General features: G+C 60.5%; 16 protein-coding genes. 12 read left to right on the forward strand and 4 right to left on the reverse strand.

The genetic code is table 11. The features are described 5' to 3' along the window. The first annotated feature begins 102 nt into the window (after positions 1–102). From C6Y62_RS07510 to C6Y62_RS07555, 11 genes are all read left to right on the forward strand, one after another. Positions 103–423, forward strand: coding sequence for a cupredoxin domain-containing protein (locus tag C6Y62_RS07510; protein ID WP_173953399.1), 321 nt, complete (start codon positions 103–105; stop codon positions 421–423). A gap of 39 nt (positions 424–462) precedes the next feature. Beyond that, positions 463–1,383, forward strand: a complete 921-nt coding sequence (locus tag C6Y62_RS07515) for a methylamine utilization protein MauJ (RefSeq protein ID WP_173953400.1) — start codon at positions 463–465, stop codon at positions 1,381–1,383. An 8-nt stretch (positions 1,384–1,391) separates the two neighbouring features. Continuing rightward, on the forward strand, positions 1,392–1,616 hold the full coding sequence (locus C6Y62_RS16725; RefSeq protein ID WP_173953401.1) for a twin-arginine translocase TatA/TatE family subunit: 225 nt from the start codon (positions 1,392–1,394) through the stop codon (positions 1,614–1,616). 453 nt (positions 1,617–2,069) lie between these two features. Then, the gene (locus tag C6Y62_RS07525; protein WP_246274456.1) at positions 2,070–2,363 is read left to right on the forward strand and encodes a hypothetical protein; all 294 of its coding nucleotides are present in this window, start codon (positions 2,070–2,072) and stop codon (positions 2,361–2,363) included. An 8-nt stretch (positions 2,364–2,371) separates the two neighbouring features. Next, positions 2,372–2,782 (forward strand): hypothetical protein, encoded by a 411-nt coding sequence (locus tag C6Y62_RS07530; RefSeq protein WP_068464358.1) that lies wholly within the window; start codon positions 2,372–2,374, stop codon positions 2,780–2,782. Positions 2,783–2,798: 16 nt separating this feature from the next. Beyond that, positions 2,799–2,984 carry a hypothetical protein gene (locus tag C6Y62_RS07535; RefSeq protein ID WP_068464359.1) on the forward strand — a complete coding sequence of 62 codons (186 nt, stop codon included), beginning with the start codon at positions 2,799–2,801 and terminating at the stop codon, positions 2,982–2,984. Then, a complete protein-coding gene (locus C6Y62_RS07540) occupies positions 2,981–4,369 on the forward strand; it encodes an amino acid permease (protein WP_173953402.1) in 1,389 nt (462 codons plus the stop codon). Before C6Y62_RS07535 ends, C6Y62_RS07540 begins: the two co-directional genes overlap by 4 nt. Positions 4,370–4,401: 32 nt before the next feature. Continuing rightward, positions 4,402–5,787, forward strand: coding sequence for an amino acid permease (locus C6Y62_RS07545; protein WP_173953403.1), 1,386 nt, complete (start codon positions 4,402–4,404; stop codon positions 5,785–5,787). Between the two features lie 93 nt (positions 5,788–5,880). Then, complete coding sequence (locus C6Y62_RS07550) at positions 5,881–6,540, forward strand: hypothetical protein (RefSeq protein WP_210258012.1); 660 nt, start codon at positions 5,881–5,883, stop codon at positions 6,538–6,540. Positions 6,541–6,624: 84 nt separating this feature from the next. Further along, the gene (locus C6Y62_RS16370) at positions 6,625–6,912 is read left to right on the forward strand and encodes a hypothetical protein (RefSeq protein WP_246274457.1); all 288 of its coding nucleotides are present in this window, start codon (positions 6,625–6,627) and stop codon (positions 6,910–6,912) included. 526 nt (positions 6,913–7,438) lie between these two features. Then, complete coding sequence (locus C6Y62_RS07555; RefSeq protein WP_173953405.1) at positions 7,439–8,278, forward strand: TorF family putative porin; 840 nt, start codon at positions 7,439–7,441, stop codon at positions 8,276–8,278. Between the two features lie 598 nt (positions 8,279–8,876). On the opposite strand, the gene C6Y62_RS07560 is transcribed toward C6Y62_RS07555, so the two are convergent. The 3 genes from C6Y62_RS07560 to C6Y62_RS07570 all read right to left on the reverse strand — a co-directional run bounded on the left by C6Y62_RS07560 (position 8,877) and on the right by C6Y62_RS07570 (position 12,075). Next, the gene (locus C6Y62_RS07560) at positions 8,877–9,320 is read right to left on the reverse strand and encodes a hypothetical protein (protein ID WP_173953406.1); all 444 of its coding nucleotides are present in this window, start codon (positions 9,318–9,320) and stop codon (positions 8,877–8,879) included. Positions 9,321–9,661: 341 nt separating this feature from the next. After that, on the reverse strand, positions 9,662–10,531 hold the full coding sequence (locus C6Y62_RS07565) for a ribonuclease T2 family protein (RefSeq protein ID WP_173953407.1): 870 nt from the start codon (positions 10,529–10,531) through the stop codon (positions 9,662–9,664). 116 nt (positions 10,532–10,647) lie between these two features. Further along, positions 10,648–12,075, reverse strand: a complete 1,428-nt coding sequence (locus C6Y62_RS07570; RefSeq protein ID WP_173953408.1) for a dipeptidase — start codon at positions 12,073–12,075, stop codon at positions 10,648–10,650. Positions 12,076–12,273: 198 nt separating this feature from the next. On the opposite strand from C6Y62_RS07570, the gene ppdK reads away from it, so the two are divergent. Next, positions 12,274–14,997, forward strand: a complete 2,724-nt coding sequence (gene ppdK / locus C6Y62_RS07575) for a pyruvate, phosphate dikinase (RefSeq protein WP_173953409.1) — start codon at positions 12,274–12,276, stop codon at positions 14,995–14,997. 45 nt (positions 14,998–15,042) lie between these two features. Here the strand turns inward: ppdK and C6Y62_RS07580 are convergent, their stop codons facing one another. Beyond that, the gene (locus tag C6Y62_RS07580; protein ID WP_173953410.1) at positions 15,043–15,264 is read right to left on the reverse strand and encodes a hypothetical protein; all 222 of its coding nucleotides are present in this window, start codon (positions 15,262–15,264) and stop codon (positions 15,043–15,045) included. Positions 15,265–15,350 lie beyond the last annotated feature (86 nt).

A 15,350-nucleotide genomic window follows, 5' to 3' on the forward strand; every position in this document is an offset into this window, starting at 1 on the left:
CGATGAAGCACGCTTCATTGCTGCCCTTTTTCCCTCCAACGTATGAGACGTGTCATGTCAAAACTCAGGAATCTGCTCTTACTTGTAGCCTTGGCGGCGCCTATGAACGTTGCTGTCGCCGCCGATGCGATGGAGGTCATTGCAGCTGATGCGGTGCCCGCCGACGCGGTTCACGTTGATATCGCCAAGATGAAGTACGCACCGGCGAAGATCGAAGTCGAAGAAGGTCAGACCGTGTTGTGGACCAACAACGACGCGATGCCTCACAATGTGCAGGTCGCCAATCCGTTCAAGATCGCGGGCAACATGCTGCGCGCCGGTCAGACGTTCGCGATCAAGTTCAATCAGCCAGGCGAGTACGCTTATACTTGCACGCCGCACCCCTTCATGAAGGGCGGCATCACGGTGAAGTCTAAAGGCTGATCCGGGCTGATATAGAGAGATTTTACAGGAGATCCCGCAATGTGGATTCCTCACAACCAGCTCGGTCCGCTTCGTGCGGAGTCGTCCGGGGAAGTCATCGAGGCTTCGCAGGCGGCCACTGAAGAGCGCATGTTCGTGGTGGGGTTCATTCTTTGCAACACGCTGACCAAGGCGTGGGAGACCGATCTCCTTGTTGTTCCCGATGAAGCCAAGCGGGAAATTGAAATTGACGGCCGGCCGGCGACGTTGCACGCATCGGCCAACGTCGCCGGCAAGCTGCACGAATTGATTTACACGTTTAAGGCAACGAGTGCCGCGGATGCGCTGGCGCCTGCCTATCGTCATGTGAACGACGAGCTGGACAAGCTGGCCCTGCAGTACGGACGCAGCTTTGAGCTGGTCGGCTGGCGCCTTGCCGACGTTGAATATGAGGCGCGCTGGCGGTTTGTGCCCTTCCGGCCTAGTGCGCTGTTGCCGGAGTTGAAAACCGGGACATTACCGGAAGCATACGCTGAGGCGCTGCAGCTTTATCGGCAAGCACGCAACGCGGTCAGCCCGGCATGGCGACTGATCGCGGCGGGCGCCATTGTCGATGCAGCGGTTTCGCGACGGGCGCCGTTTGACAGCGGTGAAATCGACTATGCAACCCTTCCGGTTGCCGTCGATGTGCTGGTGCGAAGCGGCACGCTGATGACGCATCCAGAATTGAAAGACGCGAACATGACGGCGGTGCGCGATGTGGTGCAAGCCGCTCGCAAAGCTCAGCTCGAACAACTTGCTACGTTCAGAGCATCGCCGGCCGTCCATGAGCGGCGCGACTTTGCATCGATGACCGCGCTCGTCGCATTGGCAAATCTGGCCGATCTGGCGGCGCATAATCTGCTGACCGCGAGCCTGCGCGAAAAGAGCTTTTTCATTGCTCTGCAGCCGGCGGACCAGCCTGAAATGACCGAAGCATGAGGGACACGATGGGACTTAGCATGACGCATCTGGTGCTGCTGTTGGCGGTGGCGGTCCTGTTGTTCGGGCGTGGCAGAATTGCGGGCCTGATGGGTGACTTTGGCAAAGGCTGGCGCGAGTTCAAGCGGGGCATGTCGCAGCGGCCACAACCGCAGCCGGTTCTGCGCCCCGTTGCCATCACGCAGCAGCGCGCTCCGCGTGCGATCGCCGACTTGCGCGACGAGCGTTACTAAGAGCCGTTCCGTTTCCGATCGGGGCAATGCCGTGCCAACCGGCGCGCCATAGCGCATCGGTATGCCGCCGCGTTGCGGCCACCGCCAACGAGTGGCGGCGTTAACGCACAACTACATCCTAGCGTATGTCTGAACCGGCCCAGTTTCGCCAGTTTGAAATAGCGCTAAATCCGGATTGCCGGTTGCGCCGCGCGTTCTTCAGCAACGTTTGATGGTATGCGATCGGGCGCCGATTGCAGCTGGCGCGCGCTACAATCTTAGCGCGGGCTTGCGCATACCCTCGGCTGTAAAGATTTACCAAGCCACGCCACTCAAGACGTGCCGCGACGTCGCATCATGCGGCTTGCCAAGCGGTGGCTGGAAGCGCAAATTTGTCCCGAAAAAACGATTGCCAGAACGGCAACTTGAGGAAACGCAATTAAAGCCTGTAAAGGGCCGCAAGGGGATGAGTGTATGCAGCAGAAACCTTCTGACGCGCGTGTCAAAAGGATGTTTGCGCGCGACCGTATATGGGCATTCGGTGCCGTGCTGGCATTGTGGTGCGTTTATGCATTTGCATTCTGGCAGCTTTATGTGAGCCAGAGTGAGCCGGGCGTGCTTTGGGCGCTTGCGATTGGTGGCAGTCTTGTCCTGCTTTTCAACACCGCGTCCATTGTCGCGATGATCCTGCATTATGCGCAGGACAAAGATCATATCTATCGTCTCGACATCTATTATCTGGATGAGATGAAACGGGCAAAGGGATAGGTGCCGTCATGGCGAAGGCACCTTATCGACCTCCCGTTCAATCCCAGATCGGTCAGATATTCGACACGCTGTTTCTGCTGGCGCTTGTGTTGGCTTCGCTGTTCGCGCCGCTCTATCTCGGGCTGGCGGGCAGCGGCAAGACCACCGTGGAGCTGAGCGACACATCCTGGGCCGGCATGAAGCAGAACGCCACCATGCAGGCGCAGTGGGAGAAGCTCGGCTACACCGATGGAACTGAAGCGAAGGACGGCAGACAGCCGGCGTCGAAACTGATCGCGACGCGCTTCGACTATGACTTCAGCTTCGTCGAGCTTGCCGCGAGCGCGCTTGTTGTCATCGCGTATTTCTTCATCGTCTTCTACTGGTCGAAGAAGGAATATCGCGAAGTGATCGACGAGCGTTTCGGCAACAGCGAATAGACCGCGCGAGGATCGCATGAACACATTCGCGTTGCTTGAATATTCTGCGTGGGGCCTTTCGATCCTGCTTGGCCTCTGGATGCTGGTCGACATGTTCCGCACGGACCGCAGCTATTCGGAAGATCTTCTCACCTCCTCCAGAGAAGGCGAAATCGAAGATGCTTCGGCGGTTGATCCGCCGCAAAAGCGGGGCGCTCGGTGACTGCTGAGACTTCACCGGCCAACGGCGAGCGCATATCGCTGCTGCGCGTCTTGGGGCCGGGCCACGTATGGGCCCTCGGCGTCGGCATCGTGCTTGTCGGCGAATACATGGGCTGGAATTTCGCCGTCGGCAAGGGCGGCGCGATTGCCGCGCTCATTGCATGCTGGTTTGCCGGTTTGCTTTATACCTGCGTGGCGATGATCGACTCCGAAGTTACGTCGACGGTCGCAGCGGCGGGCGGTCAGTATGCGCAGGCGAAGCACATCGTCGGCCCGCTGATGGCGTTCAACGTCGGGCTCTACCTTGTGTTTGCCTACACGATGCTGGAGGCTGCCAACGCCATCACGCTGGGCCATCTGGTGCAGACAGTCGGCGCGATGGCCGGGTTTGAGAATACGAACGACAAGCCGTTCATTGTGCTGACGATCATGTTTCTGGCCTGGCTGAACTACCGGGGCGTCTACACAACGCTGACCTTCAGTCTCGTCATCACGGCGTTCGCATTCGTATCGATCTGTGTGCTGTTCTTTGCGGTGCAGCCGTGGAGCGATGTCTATATCAAGCACGACCAGCTGCTGACTGGACTGCCGTACGGTTGGCTGGGTGTGCTGGCGGCCCTGCATTTCGGCATGTGGTTTTATCTCGGCATCGAAGGCACCACGCAGGCGGCGGAGGAAGTGCGCTCGCCCGCGCGCGCACTGCCGCTCGGTACCATGACCGGCATCATCACGTTGCTGATCGCGGCGACCATGACCTGGTACATCTGCTCCGGTCTGATGCCGTGGGAATACCTCGGGCAGTCGGTGACGCCGCTGTTCGACGCCGCGCGGCTGACAAACTCGACGCTGCTGATGGTGCTGCTGTTCATCGGCACGATATTTTCGGCGCTTGCTTCAGCCAACTGCTGCATCAACGATGCGTCACGCGCCTGGTTCTCGATGGGGCGCGATCATTATCTGCCGCAGGTTTTCGGCGCTGTGCATCCGAAGTATCGCACACCGTACCGCTCGATTGTGTTCCTGGTGCCGGTGGCGCTGGTGTTCGCCTATTTCGCGCCGCTGGATCGCGTGATCACGTTCTCCATCCTGTCCGGCCTGCTCGAATATACCTTCATGGCCTTCAGCGTAATTCTGTTCCGGCGCAAGTGGCCGCTGGGCACCATCAAGCGCGGCTACGTGCATCCGTTCCACCCACTGCCTGCAGTCATGCTGCTGGTGCTGTGCGCGGCAACCTATTTTGCGGTTTTCCTGGGCTATGGAACGCAGCTGATCGCGATGATGGTTTTCTACATCGTGGCGTCGCTGTGGTTTGCGCTGCACCGCTACAAGTATGTCCGCCGAGGCGAGCAGTTTGCGATGCCGTGGCCGAAGCCGGTGGGCTACTGATCGGCAAGGCCAGCTAAAAGGCGGGGCATTAGGTGAAAGTCGATGCATCTTCCAGTGGCGAGCGCATATCGCTGCTGCGCGTCTTGGGGCCGGGCCACGTATGGGCCCTCGGCGTCGGCATCGTGCTCGTCGGCGAATACATGGGCTGGAATTTCGCCGTCGGCAAAGGCGGCGCGATTGCTGCGTTGATCGCATGCTGGTTCGCCGGTTTGCTTTACACCTGCGTGGCGATGATCGACTCCGAGGTGACGTCCAGCGTTGCAGCCGCGGGTGGCCAATACGCGCACGCCAAGCACATCGTCGGGCCGCTGATGGCCTTCAACGTGGGGCTCTACCTTGTGTTTGCCTACACGATGGTGGAAGCCGCCAATGCAATCACGCTGGGCCATCTGGTGCAGATTGTTGGCGTGATGGCGGGGTTCGAGGACGCCAGCGATAAACCGTTCATCGTGCTGACGATCGTGTTTCTGGCCTGGCTGAACTACCGGGGCGTCTACACAACCCTGACTTTCAGTCTCGTAATCACGGCGTTCGCTTTTGTATTTATATGTGTGCTGTTCGTTGCGGTGCAGCCGTGGAGTGACGCGTACATCAAGCACGACCAGCTGTTGACGGGGCTGCCGTATGGCTGGCTGGGTGTGCTCGCGGCGCTGCATTTCGGTATGTGGTTTTATCTCGGCATCGAAGGCACCACGCAGGCGGCCGAGGAAGTACGCTCGCCCGCGCGCGCACTGCCGCTCGGCACCATGACCGGCATTGTAACGCTGCTGATAGCGTCCACTATGACTTGGTACATCTGCTCCGGCTTGATGCCGTGGGAGTATCTCGGGCAGTCGGTGACGCCGCTGTTCGACGCCGCCCGACTGACGAACTCGACGCTGCTGATGGTGTTGCTGTTTATCGGTACGATATTTTCAGCGCTTGCTTCGGCCAACTGCTGCATCAACGATGCTTCACGCGCCTGGTTCTCGATGGGACGCGATCGCTATCTGCCGCAGGTGTTCGGTGCCGTGCATCCGAAGTATCGCACGCCATATCGTGCGATTGCATTTCTGGTGCCGGTGGCGCTGGTGTTCGCCTACTTCGCGCCGCTGGATCGCGTGATCACGTTCTCCATTCTGTCCGGCCTGCTCGAATATACCTTCATGGCCCTCAACGTCATTCTGTTCCGGCGCAAGTGGCCGCTGGGATCGATCAAGCGTAGCTATGTGCACCCATTTCACCCATGGCCGGCGGTGATACTTCTGGTCTTGTGTTCTGCGACGTACGTTGCGGTTTTCCTGGGCTATGGAACTCAGCTCATCGCGATGATGGTTTTCTATATCGTGGCTTCGCTGTGGTTTGCGCTGCACCGCTACAAGTATGTCCGCCGAGGCGAGCAGTTTGCGATGCCGTGGCCAAGGCCGGTAGGATACTGACTATCGCGCGCGATAGCCTTCGGCGCAGCAGCGGCTCGCTGGCATCACGTTGAACACGATTGAAAAAAGGGTAGCTCGTTGCTTGGCGCGTTCTTGATCGCAGGTATCGCGGGCGCGGTGGTGGTGTGGGGCTATCGCGATCATCGCCGTATGGTTGCGCAGAGGCGGCGGTTGCTGGATGCGTGTGCGGAACTGTTCGAAAACGTTCAGGTCACGCACAGTGGTGACGGCTTCCCGACGCTTACAGGCGAACGCGGTGGGCGGGCGTTCCAGGTGCGGCTGTTCAATGATGGCATGACAATCCGGCGGCTGCCGCAGCTCTGGCTGCAGGTCACAGAGCTGCGCCCGTTGGACATTGGCGCAGGCGGCTTTGCTGTTCTGGTGCGCCCATCGGGTTACGAGTTTTTCAGCCTCACGGCCGATTTTCATCACTTCATCGATGTGCCGACAGGCTTTCCGCGCGAGTGCATCGTGCGAGGGGAAAGTCCTTTATCGGAGCACATGTTGCAAAGGGTTGGGGCAACGGTGGGCGGCATACTTGCCGATCCGGTCATCAAGGAAGTGGCTGCGACCCGCAAAGGTTTGCGCCTTATCCGTCAGGTCGACGAGGGGCGGCGCGGCGACTATCTTCTTCTTCGACAGGCGGCGTTTGACCGTGGCCCGGTTGCCGTCAGTACCTTGATCGGGGCGATTGCGAGCCTTCGGGCGCTTGCTGACGGTGTGGAAGGTTGTGCTGCCGACGACGCTAGTTGAGGGAAGTGACGGTGGCGGCGTTGATACACGCAATGGCGAAATGGCTTCAATTATTGATAGAAGATCATCTCAAATCACACGCCGATGACGAATAAACACAAGCGGCCAATCAATCCTTACATAGTTCTTGCATTGGCTATTGTTTTGCCGGGCGCGGGCCATGTTGCATTGGGATTGCCACAACGCGGTTTTGGATTTGCATTCTTTTCATTGCTGCTTGCGCTGGCAACCTGGCATACGGCCGGGCCGGAGATTTCGTTTATAGGGCGTTCGGCCGGCGGGCTGTTCGTATGGGCGCTATCGATTCCAGACGCTTATCGGATCGCCCGGCTGCGCTATGAAAAGTGGATGTGCGACAATCGCACGGCTTAGGCCTCGCGCCATTTGCGCGCCGATTATGCAAATGGCGATCAATTCAGCAGATATCGCCATGCGGGCCTGAAGAATTGAGGCCTGACCGCTGCGTGCGGCAAACCTGTATCCAAAGCCCGTCAAACGTTACAGTTCTGCCAAGTAAACAGGCGGCATCCGCACAAAAAACAGGCGTGAGTGGCGTGCGTGCAACGGATGTAAATGCGATCAATTGGATAACTCCATTTATCCTTGTGAACTCCCGTGAATTAGTTCGTTCTTTCAACAGCTCAATGTGGATTCTTGTACGGCGTTCCGCAGATGCATTTCCAAAGCTGGCTTCGTCGGCTTGGGGAGAGGGAACACTGATCGGCTGATGCAACGTCAGGGTGATCGGAGAGTACGGAGCGGAGAGCGTGGTTGTCTTGCGTCACAGCGCTCATGTCCCGCTGTCGGGGAAACATGAAGTCGGGTGAGCACCATCTGAGCGCAGTGTCTCAGTACGCCGATGGGTGACGGCCGGGAACGCAAGAGGAATTAGATCGGCATGACGAAAATCTCAAAATTAGCGGGCGCTTGCGGGGCAGCTGGACTGGCGCTGGTAGCGCTCTCCGGTAGCGCGTTCGCTGATGGATATGAGGGCTACCAGGTGGCGGCTCCCGCTGCATCACCGGCGCGCGAGTTCACGTACTCCTTCAACCTCGCTGCAACCTCGGACTACATCTTCCGTGGTTTCTCGCAGTCGAGCCGCGATCCCGTCCTGCAGGGCGGCGCTGACATCGGCTACGGCATCTTCTACGCTGGCTACTGGGTTTCCGGCGTTGATTTCGATAACGGCGTTCGCCCCTACACCACGGGCGGCAACGCTAACGCCGAAATGAACCTCTACGGCGGTTTCAAGCCGACCTGGAACGGCGCTGAGTTCGATTTCGGCGTGATCTACTACTTCTATCCGGGCGCATCTGATCGCGGCGCTGAGCTTGACATGGTCGAGTTCAAGGCTGGCGTCAGCGGCAACCTGATCCCGAACCTCGCCACGGGCCTGACGATCTTCTGGTCGCCGGAATACACCGGTGAGACCGGCAGCGTCTGGACCTTCCAGGGTAACGCTGGCTACGAGTTCCGCAAGATCGGCATCTTCACGCCGACCATCAACGGTACGCTCGGCTATCAGATCGGCGACAACACGAACTATCGTGCTGCCTTCGGTAACGGCCGCGACAACTACCTCTATTGGAATGCCGGTCTGGATCTCGCTGTTGAGAACATCAACTTCGACTTCCGTTACTGGGATACCAACGTGAGCAACTCGGCCGCGTTCTGCGATGGCCCAGTGTTCCAGTGCGGTTCGGCTTTCGTGTTCTCCATCAAGGTCACCGTCCCTTGATCCATCTAAGCTGATGGCTACGGAGTCGAGCGTTCGCGCTCGACTCCGGCGCTTTCTCCAAGTTCTGAATTTTTGTGCTCGCACGGAATTTCCGTGGCGGGCATTTTGTGTTTTCTGATGCGGCGCATACAGAGATCGACACAGCGCTGTCATACAACGGAGCTATTGCTTCCGGCATAATTCACAGTTTGGCGGTGGTAGTCCGTTGGCTTTTCAGCGGTGAACTGCTCGCCAATGCGCCGGGCATGCCTCCGCCCTCAGCGGTGTGCCCGCGAGGCTAGAGCGTGATCGCTTTTCTTTGAATCGCGATGCCGCTCTATGCCTTTTAACTGACCGATGATTCACGCTTCGCCCTGAAAAGGGCCGAAGCGATCATGGTCCTGGGGCCAGCTCTGCGGTTCTCGCCGGAAACCCGCTGCCGGCAAGATGCGCAAGCTGGCCTCGTAAGCCTTTCCGAGCGGCCGATCGCGAGCCGCTTATTTCACCGGACGAACATTTGCTATGTGCGCGCCGACGCGGGCGCGCAAAAGCAGGCATCCGCATTGCCAATGGCGGGCCGTGCGCTGCACACTGATAATTGATCGCGGGGCTTTGACGGCTATTCGCCGGTGTTCAGGATCGTGTAGCCGGATGCCAGCACGGCATCTTCGCGCTGCCGATCAGCTTCAAGGCGCAGGGCAAGGCCGTCCGGCGGGCAAGGACGCCGTAGCGTGCGGTTGGTGGCGCGATCGAGTTCAAGGCTCGTGCAGGCGTTGGGGCTGACCTGATGGATTGTTGGCAGGCTACCTGTCATCAAGGCTTCATCGGCGGGCAGCACCATCTCGGCGAAGGCTGATTCGTCCTCAGCGGTGGCGACAGCGCTCGGCGAATGCTTCGCGCCTTGCCAGATCAAGGATCCGCCGACGACGCTTACCAGTGCAGCGGCCGTGACCTTCCAGAGTGAAGGGCGCCGCGGCTCGGCGGGCAGTGGGTGAAACACCCAAGAGACCGTTGGAACGGGCAACGCCTCGTCCCGCTGATCCTCTGATGTCGTCTCCCGCATCGTGCATCCGCCTGCCTGTGAATCACTTGTGCAAGTCTGCGGAGCAACGTGTTGCCGGGCAACCCCATAGGTGTGGCTCCGGTGCTTCGAAACGGCGAATTTCCACAGAGGGTGGCCGAAAAGCTCGCGGCGTGCGCAGCGCGTCGCTGCGATGCAGCAATGGCGTATGCCGCGTGGAGCACAGTCTATCGTAGGCCGATATGCGAACGAATCACGGGCTGTGTCGTGGTGCCGATGGCAATCCGATTAGGCGCGCCGCCGTATTATGCGCGGTGAGCGACGCTGCATTCCGCTGCGGATGCGAACAGTTGGCGGGATCCCCGGCGATCCAGCGATCAGGCTCAGTCGCGCCAGTCCAGAATCTTGGGACGCGGCAAACCGCGATCGCGTTCCGGTTTCATATTGGGCGTGCTGTCGGTGTTGGCGCGCCGTGGGGATGAACGCACTGGCGGGACGTTGACCTGACGGGCGCGACACATCTTGTTTTGCGCTTCGTTGTCACCGCACGCACGGCCCTGGCCGTTACGGGTAAAGCAGATGCGTACGTCGCGTAGGCGGTTGCCAAAGCCGGAGCAGCCGACGGATATCATTTCAGGACGCAGCCAGTTATTTGCCCGAACGAACTCGGCCTCGACATCTTCCGGTGACATGAACTGTGCTTCAAACGGATTGCGGAAGCGGTCTGGAATTTTCACGACATTGAACAGGCGGCGCGAGAGCGCATAGTAGGCCGCCGGATCTAGCCCCGAGCATGTGCCGTGGGTGCGGTATTCGTGAATGACGAGCCCGCGCGAAGGCATGATGTCCAGCATATCGTTGATGACTTCATTGGGCACGAAGGGGCGCCGGCGTCCGGGCAAACGACACGCTTCGGGGTAGCCACGCTCATACTGCGGCCACACGCCGTGCAGCACGAAGCCGTGGCGGTGTCCGTCGATACGCGCGCACTGCTCGTCGTCGCGGCCTTCCTGCGCATTGGAGCAGTGCGTGGGGCTCCACGACATCACCATGGTGTAATAGTCGAACGCGCCGGCCGTGTTTGGAGGCGCCATGCCGCCAGGGCCCTTTGGCTTGGAGGCATTGCTTGGCCATGAGGACGAACTTCGCCCGTGCTGTTCCTGAGCGTTGGGCGCATCGATGTTACGCAGCACGAGTACGGCCAGCGCACAGAGCACGATGACGATGATCGACGGTATGGATTTGTTTTTCATCGGCAGCGCTGCGTGTCCGTGCGTTGATGTCGAGTTGCGTTATTGTCGAATATGGCCAGAGGGGCAGGATTTTGTGGCGGTCTGATGCCTTTTGCGCCTGCCGTTTGCTCCCTGCCTTAGCCAGCCGCCGCTGGTGCGTCGGGTGAAGCTGTCTGCGCCAGCCTGTGCAGAATCCGCGCCCAGCTCCGGGCGCCCTTCTTGAAGCTGGTGAGATTGTATTTCTCGTTCGGGCTGTGGATGCGGTCGTCATCGAGGCCGAAGCCGATCATCAGGCTGTCCGACCCCAGAACTTCCTTGAACGACGTGACGATGGGGATGGAAGCGCCCGATCCCATCAGAACGGTGGCGCGCCCCCATTCATCGGCGAGAGCGGCAGCCGAAGCCTGCATGGCTGGCGTGTCGGTTGCAAAGGAGATTGCGGTTCCGGTCTGCCGCGATGAAAACTCGGCGCTGCAGTCGGCGGGCAGGCGGGCGCGCACGAACTGCTCGATTGCGTTCAGCAGCCGGTCGGGGTCTTGTCCCGCTACCAGCCGACAGGTGATCTTCACCGAAGCCTTGGCCGGAATGACCGTCTTGGTTCCGACGCCCTGATAGCCGCCGGTGATGCCGTTGAACTCCAGCGTCGGGCGCGACCACAACTGCTCCAGCACCGAGCGGTCGTTTTCGCCCGCGGCGTGCTTCAGACCAACAGCGCCGAGAAAATCTTCGCCGCGGAAGCCAAGCGTACTCCACTGTTCGATCTGTGCGGACGATGGCTCGGAAACGCCGTCATAGAAGCCGGGGATGGTGATGCGGCCGTTGTCGTCGTGCATGGCCGCCACGATACGCGTCAGCACGCGGATCGGGTTGGCTGCGGGCCCGCCGTAAATGCCCGAATGCAGATCGCGCGCGGGGCCGTTTACGGTCACCTCGATGGCGGCGAGACCGCGCAGCATGGTGGTGATGGCGGGCGTGTCCTTGTCCCATTGGCCGGTATCGCAGACCAGCACGACGTCGGTTTTCAGTTCGTCGCCGTATTCGGCCAGGAATGCGGGCAGCGATGGCGAGCCGCACTCTTCCTCGCCCTCCAACATCACGGACACACGTACCGGCAGGTTGCCCGCAACGCTTTTCCAGGCGCGCACGGCTTCCAGGAAGGTCATCAGCTGACCCTTGTTGTCCTCAGCGCCGCGGGCAACAATCACCTGCCCATTGACCGGATCGGATGCGATGATCGGCTCGAACGGCGGCGAATTCCACAGATCGATCGGATCGGCAGGTTGGACGTCATAATGGCCATAGAACAGCACGTGTGGGACATCGCCGTCCGGCGGCGTGGTGTCGTGCGCCACCACCATCGGATGGCCGGATGTAGCCACCACCCGGGAATCGAAGCCAAGGTCGCGCAATTCTTCGGCGCACCAGTTTGCGGCTTCCTGACACCTCGCCCGATAGGCGGGATCTGTTGATATGCTTTCAATCCGCAGTAACTGGAACAGCCGCGCCAGCGCCGCATCACTCGTGTCATCCAAGGTCGTCAGGACTTGGTTTAGCTGTTCGCTCATAAGCTCGTCTCCGCCTTCGTGCGCGCCACAGTGAAATATCATTGCCGCCGCGTCAAAGGCAGCCGGGAACGGACGGGGCAAACCCACAGTTTCACACAAGGGTGCCCCTTCACCTTTCGGCCAGGCAAAGAGGCTGGTATGCCACCATATGATAACGGCGCGGGACCGCACCGGACAGCGCTGCAAGGATAGATACGGATGGCAGACAGGTCGGCCAAGGCCGAACCAAAGTGGGTCTATGCATTCGCTGCCGGATACGTCGACGGCCGGGCGAACATGGCCGAGCTTCTGGGTGGCAAGGGGGCGAATCTCGCCGAAATGGCAAGCCTTGGGCTGCCGGTGCCGCCGGGCTTCACCATCACCACGAAGGTTTGTGACGCCTATTATGCTGCGGGCCGCAAACTGCCTGAGGGCCTGAAGCCGCAAGCCGAGAAGGCTGTGCAACTTATCGGCGATGAGGTGGGCGCGACGTTCGGCGATGTCGATCGGCCGCTGCTGCTCTCCGTCCGGTCGGGCGCCCGTGCCTCGATGCCGGGCATGATGGACACCATCCTCAACCTCGGCCTCAACGACGAAACGGTGGAAGGCCTCGCCAATCGTTCCGGTGATCGCCGGTTCGCTTACGACAGCTATCGCCGCTTCATCCAGATGTATGCCGATGTTGTGCTGGGCGTCGATCACGGCGTGTTTGAGGATTTGCTTGAGGACTTTAAAAACCTCAATGCGCTTTCGTCCGATACCGACCTCACCGCCGACAACTGGGCCGAGATCATCGAGTCCTACAAGCAGGCTGTGGTGGACACGCTGGGCCGACCGTTTCCGCAGGACACCAGCGAGCAGCTTTATGGCGCCATCGCCGCCGTGTTCGGCTCATGGCAGAACGCGCGCGCGCAAACCTATCGGCGCCTGCACGACATTCCCGACAGCTGGGGCACGGCCGTAACCGTGCAGGCGATGGTATTCGGTAACCTCGGCGAGCGCAGCGCTACCGGCGTCGCGTTCACGCGCAATCCGTCCACGGGCGCGAACGAGATCTATGGCGAGTTTCTCGTCAATGCGCAGGGCGAAGACGTCGTTGCCGGTATCCGCACGCCGCAGTCATTGACGGAGCGGGCGCGCATCGAAGCCGGTGAGGAAGCGCCTTCGCTCGAAACGCTGATGCCGGCGCTATACGCGCATCTGGTGCAGGTCTTCCAGCGGCTGGAAACGCACTATCGCGACATGCAGGATGTCGAGTTCACGATCGAGAACGACAAGCTGTGGCTACTGCAGACGCGGTCCGGCAAGCGCACGGCAGAGGCGGCGCTGCGCATCGCGGTCGATTTTGCCGACGAAGGCATCATCTCACAGTCGGAAGCGGTGATGCGCGTCAATCCATCGGCGCTCGACCAGCTGCTGCATCCAACGCTCGATCCGGAAGCTGCGAAAGATCTTCTGGCGACGGGATTGCCCGCTTCGCCCGGTGCTGCATCCGGCGAAATTGTGTTTACCGCTGACGACGCTGAATCAGAACGTGCGCAGGGCCGCGAAGTTATTCTGGTGCGTCTGGAGACGAGCCCGGAAGATATTCACGGCATGCACGCGGCGGTCGGCATCCTCACGGCGCGCGGTGGCATGACCAGCCACGCGGCGGTGGTGGCGCGCGGCATGGGGCGTCCGTGCGTTTCCGGCGCGGGCGCGCTGCGCATCGATACGAAAGCCGGCACGCTGAAAGTTGGCAAGCGTGTCCTGCACAAGGGCGACGTCATCACCATCGACGGCGGCACCGGCCAGGTGCTGTTCGGCCGCGCGAAGATGCGTGAGCCGGAGCTTTCAGGCGCGTTCGCAACCCTTATGACGTGGGCCGATGGCGAGCGCCGCATGGCCGTGCGTGCGAACGCCGATACGCCGCGCGACGCCCGCCAGGCACGCGAGTTCGGCGCTGAAGGCATCGGACTTGCGCGTACCGAGCACATGTTCTTCGACACCGAGCGCATCCTTGCGATGCGCCAGATGATCCTTGCCGACGACGCAGAGGGGCGCCGCGAGGCGCTGGACAAAATTCTTCCGATGCAGCGCGGCGATTTTGAAGCGCTGTTTGAAATCATGGCGGGGCTGCCGGTTACGGTGCGGCTGCTCGATCCGCCGCTGCACGAATTTCTGCCTAACAACCCGGACGAATGGCCTGCGATCGCCGCCGATCTTGGCGTTGCAGTCGAGCGGCTGCGTCAGCGCATGACGCAACTTGCCGAATTCAATCCGATGTTGGGTTTCCGCGGTTGCCGTCTTGCAATCCTTTACCCGGAAGTGCCGGAGATGCAGGCGCGCGCAGCGTTTGAAGCCGCCATCGCGGTCGAGAAGCGTCTGGGCAAAAGCGTTGCGCTGGAAATCATGGTGCCGCTGGTCGCTTTCCGCGCCGAGTTCACCGCTGTGCGCGATATGATCGTGCGCACGGCCGCCGCCGTTGAAAAGGAAACCGGTGGCAAGCTGGATTATACCATCGGCACCATGGTGGAGCTGCCGCGTGCAGCCTTGCGTGCGGGTGAAATCGCCGAGGGCGAAGAGGGCGCCGAGTTCTTTTCGTTCGGCACCAACGACCTGACGCAAACGGCGCTGGGTCTCAGCCGCGATGACGCCGCGCCGATCCTGGAAGCCTACACCCAGAAGCATATCTTCGCGGTCGATCCGTTCGTGACGATCGACATCGGCGGCGTTGGCGAGCTGGTGCGTTATGGCGTTGAGCGGGGTCGCGAGGCAAAGCCGGGATTAAAGGTTGGCATTTGCGGCGAGCATGGCGGTGATCCGAAGTCGATCGACTTCTTCGAAAAGACCGGGCTCGATTATGTTTCGTGTTCGCCTTACCGCGTGCCTATCGCGCGGCTGGCAGCAGCACAGGCCGCAATTCGCGCCCGTGGCGGCTGGGATGATAGCGCCGACAATTGATGCAGCGCCGCGACGGTGTTTTAATTCAACGCCGTCGACTAAGGCTCACCAGCTGCCGCGCTCGCTTTCGTCAAGCCGAGGCTGACGTGGACGCGGACCTTCAAGACGGGGCAGCAGCAGCAACACCAGGGCAATGGGTGGCAGCAGGAACGACCATGCGATCCACGAGGAATAATCGCGGTTCTTGATGCCGGCGAGCACGCCGCCAAGAACGGCTGCAGCAACGGCAACGCCGGCCCAAATAACAATTCCGCCAAGAAAATCCATTGCGTCCTCCCGCAGGGACTACACACCCTGACGCTGCTGATTTGCTCAGCAACTGTGGCGAAATAAAGCGCAAACGCCGCTGATCG

Source organism: Hyphomicrobium sulfonivorans, from assembly GCF_013306565.1.
In the GTDB taxonomy this organism is placed as follows: Bacteria; Pseudomonadota; Alphaproteobacteria; order Rhizobiales; family Hyphomicrobiaceae; genus Hyphomicrobium_A; species Hyphomicrobium_A sulfonivorans.

Coding starts and splice junctions, on each gene's coding strand:
- C6Y62_RS07510 (WP_173953399.1), top strand. CDS start 103: ATGAACGTTGCTGTCGCCGCCGATGCGATGGAGGTCATTGCAGCTGAT.
- C6Y62_RS07515 (WP_173953400.1), top strand. CDS start 463: ATGTGGATTCCTCACAACCAGCTCGGTCCGCTTCGTGCGGAGTCGTCC.
- C6Y62_RS16725 (WP_173953401.1), top strand. CDS start 1,392: ATGGGACTTAGCATGACGCATCTGGTGCTGCTGTTGGCGGTGGCGGTC.
- C6Y62_RS07525 (WP_246274456.1), top strand. CDS start 2,070: ATGCAGCAGAAACCTTCTGACGCGCGTGTCAAAAGGATGTTTGCGCGC.
- C6Y62_RS07530 (WP_068464358.1), top strand. CDS start 2,372: ATGGCGAAGGCACCTTATCGACCTCCCGTTCAATCCCAGATCGGTCAG.
- C6Y62_RS07535 (WP_068464359.1), top strand. CDS start 2,799: ATGAACACATTCGCGTTGCTTGAATATTCTGCGTGGGGCCTTTCGATC.
- C6Y62_RS16370 (WP_246274457.1), top strand. CDS start 6,625: ATGACGAATAAACACAAGCGGCCAATCAATCCTTACATAGTTCTTGCA.
- C6Y62_RS07555 (WP_173953405.1), top strand. CDS start 7,439: ATGACGAAAATCTCAAAATTAGCGGGCGCTTGCGGGGCAGCTGGACTG.
- C6Y62_RS07560 (WP_173953406.1), bottom strand. CDS start 9,320: ATGCGGGAGACGACATCAGAGGATCAGCGGGACGAGGCGTTGCCCGTT.
- C6Y62_RS07565 (WP_173953407.1), bottom strand. CDS start 10,531: ATGAAAAACAAATCCATACCGTCGATCATCGTCATCGTGCTCTGTGCG.
- C6Y62_RS07570 (WP_173953408.1), bottom strand. CDS start 12,075: ATGAGCGAACAGCTAAACCAAGTCCTGACGACCTTGGATGACACGAGT.
- ppdK (WP_173953409.1), top strand. CDS start 12,274: ATGGCAGACAGGTCGGCCAAGGCCGAACCAAAGTGGGTCTATGCATTC.
- C6Y62_RS07580 (WP_173953410.1), bottom strand. CDS start 15,264: ATGGATTTTCTTGGCGGAATTGTTATTTGGGCCGGCGTTGCCGTTGCT.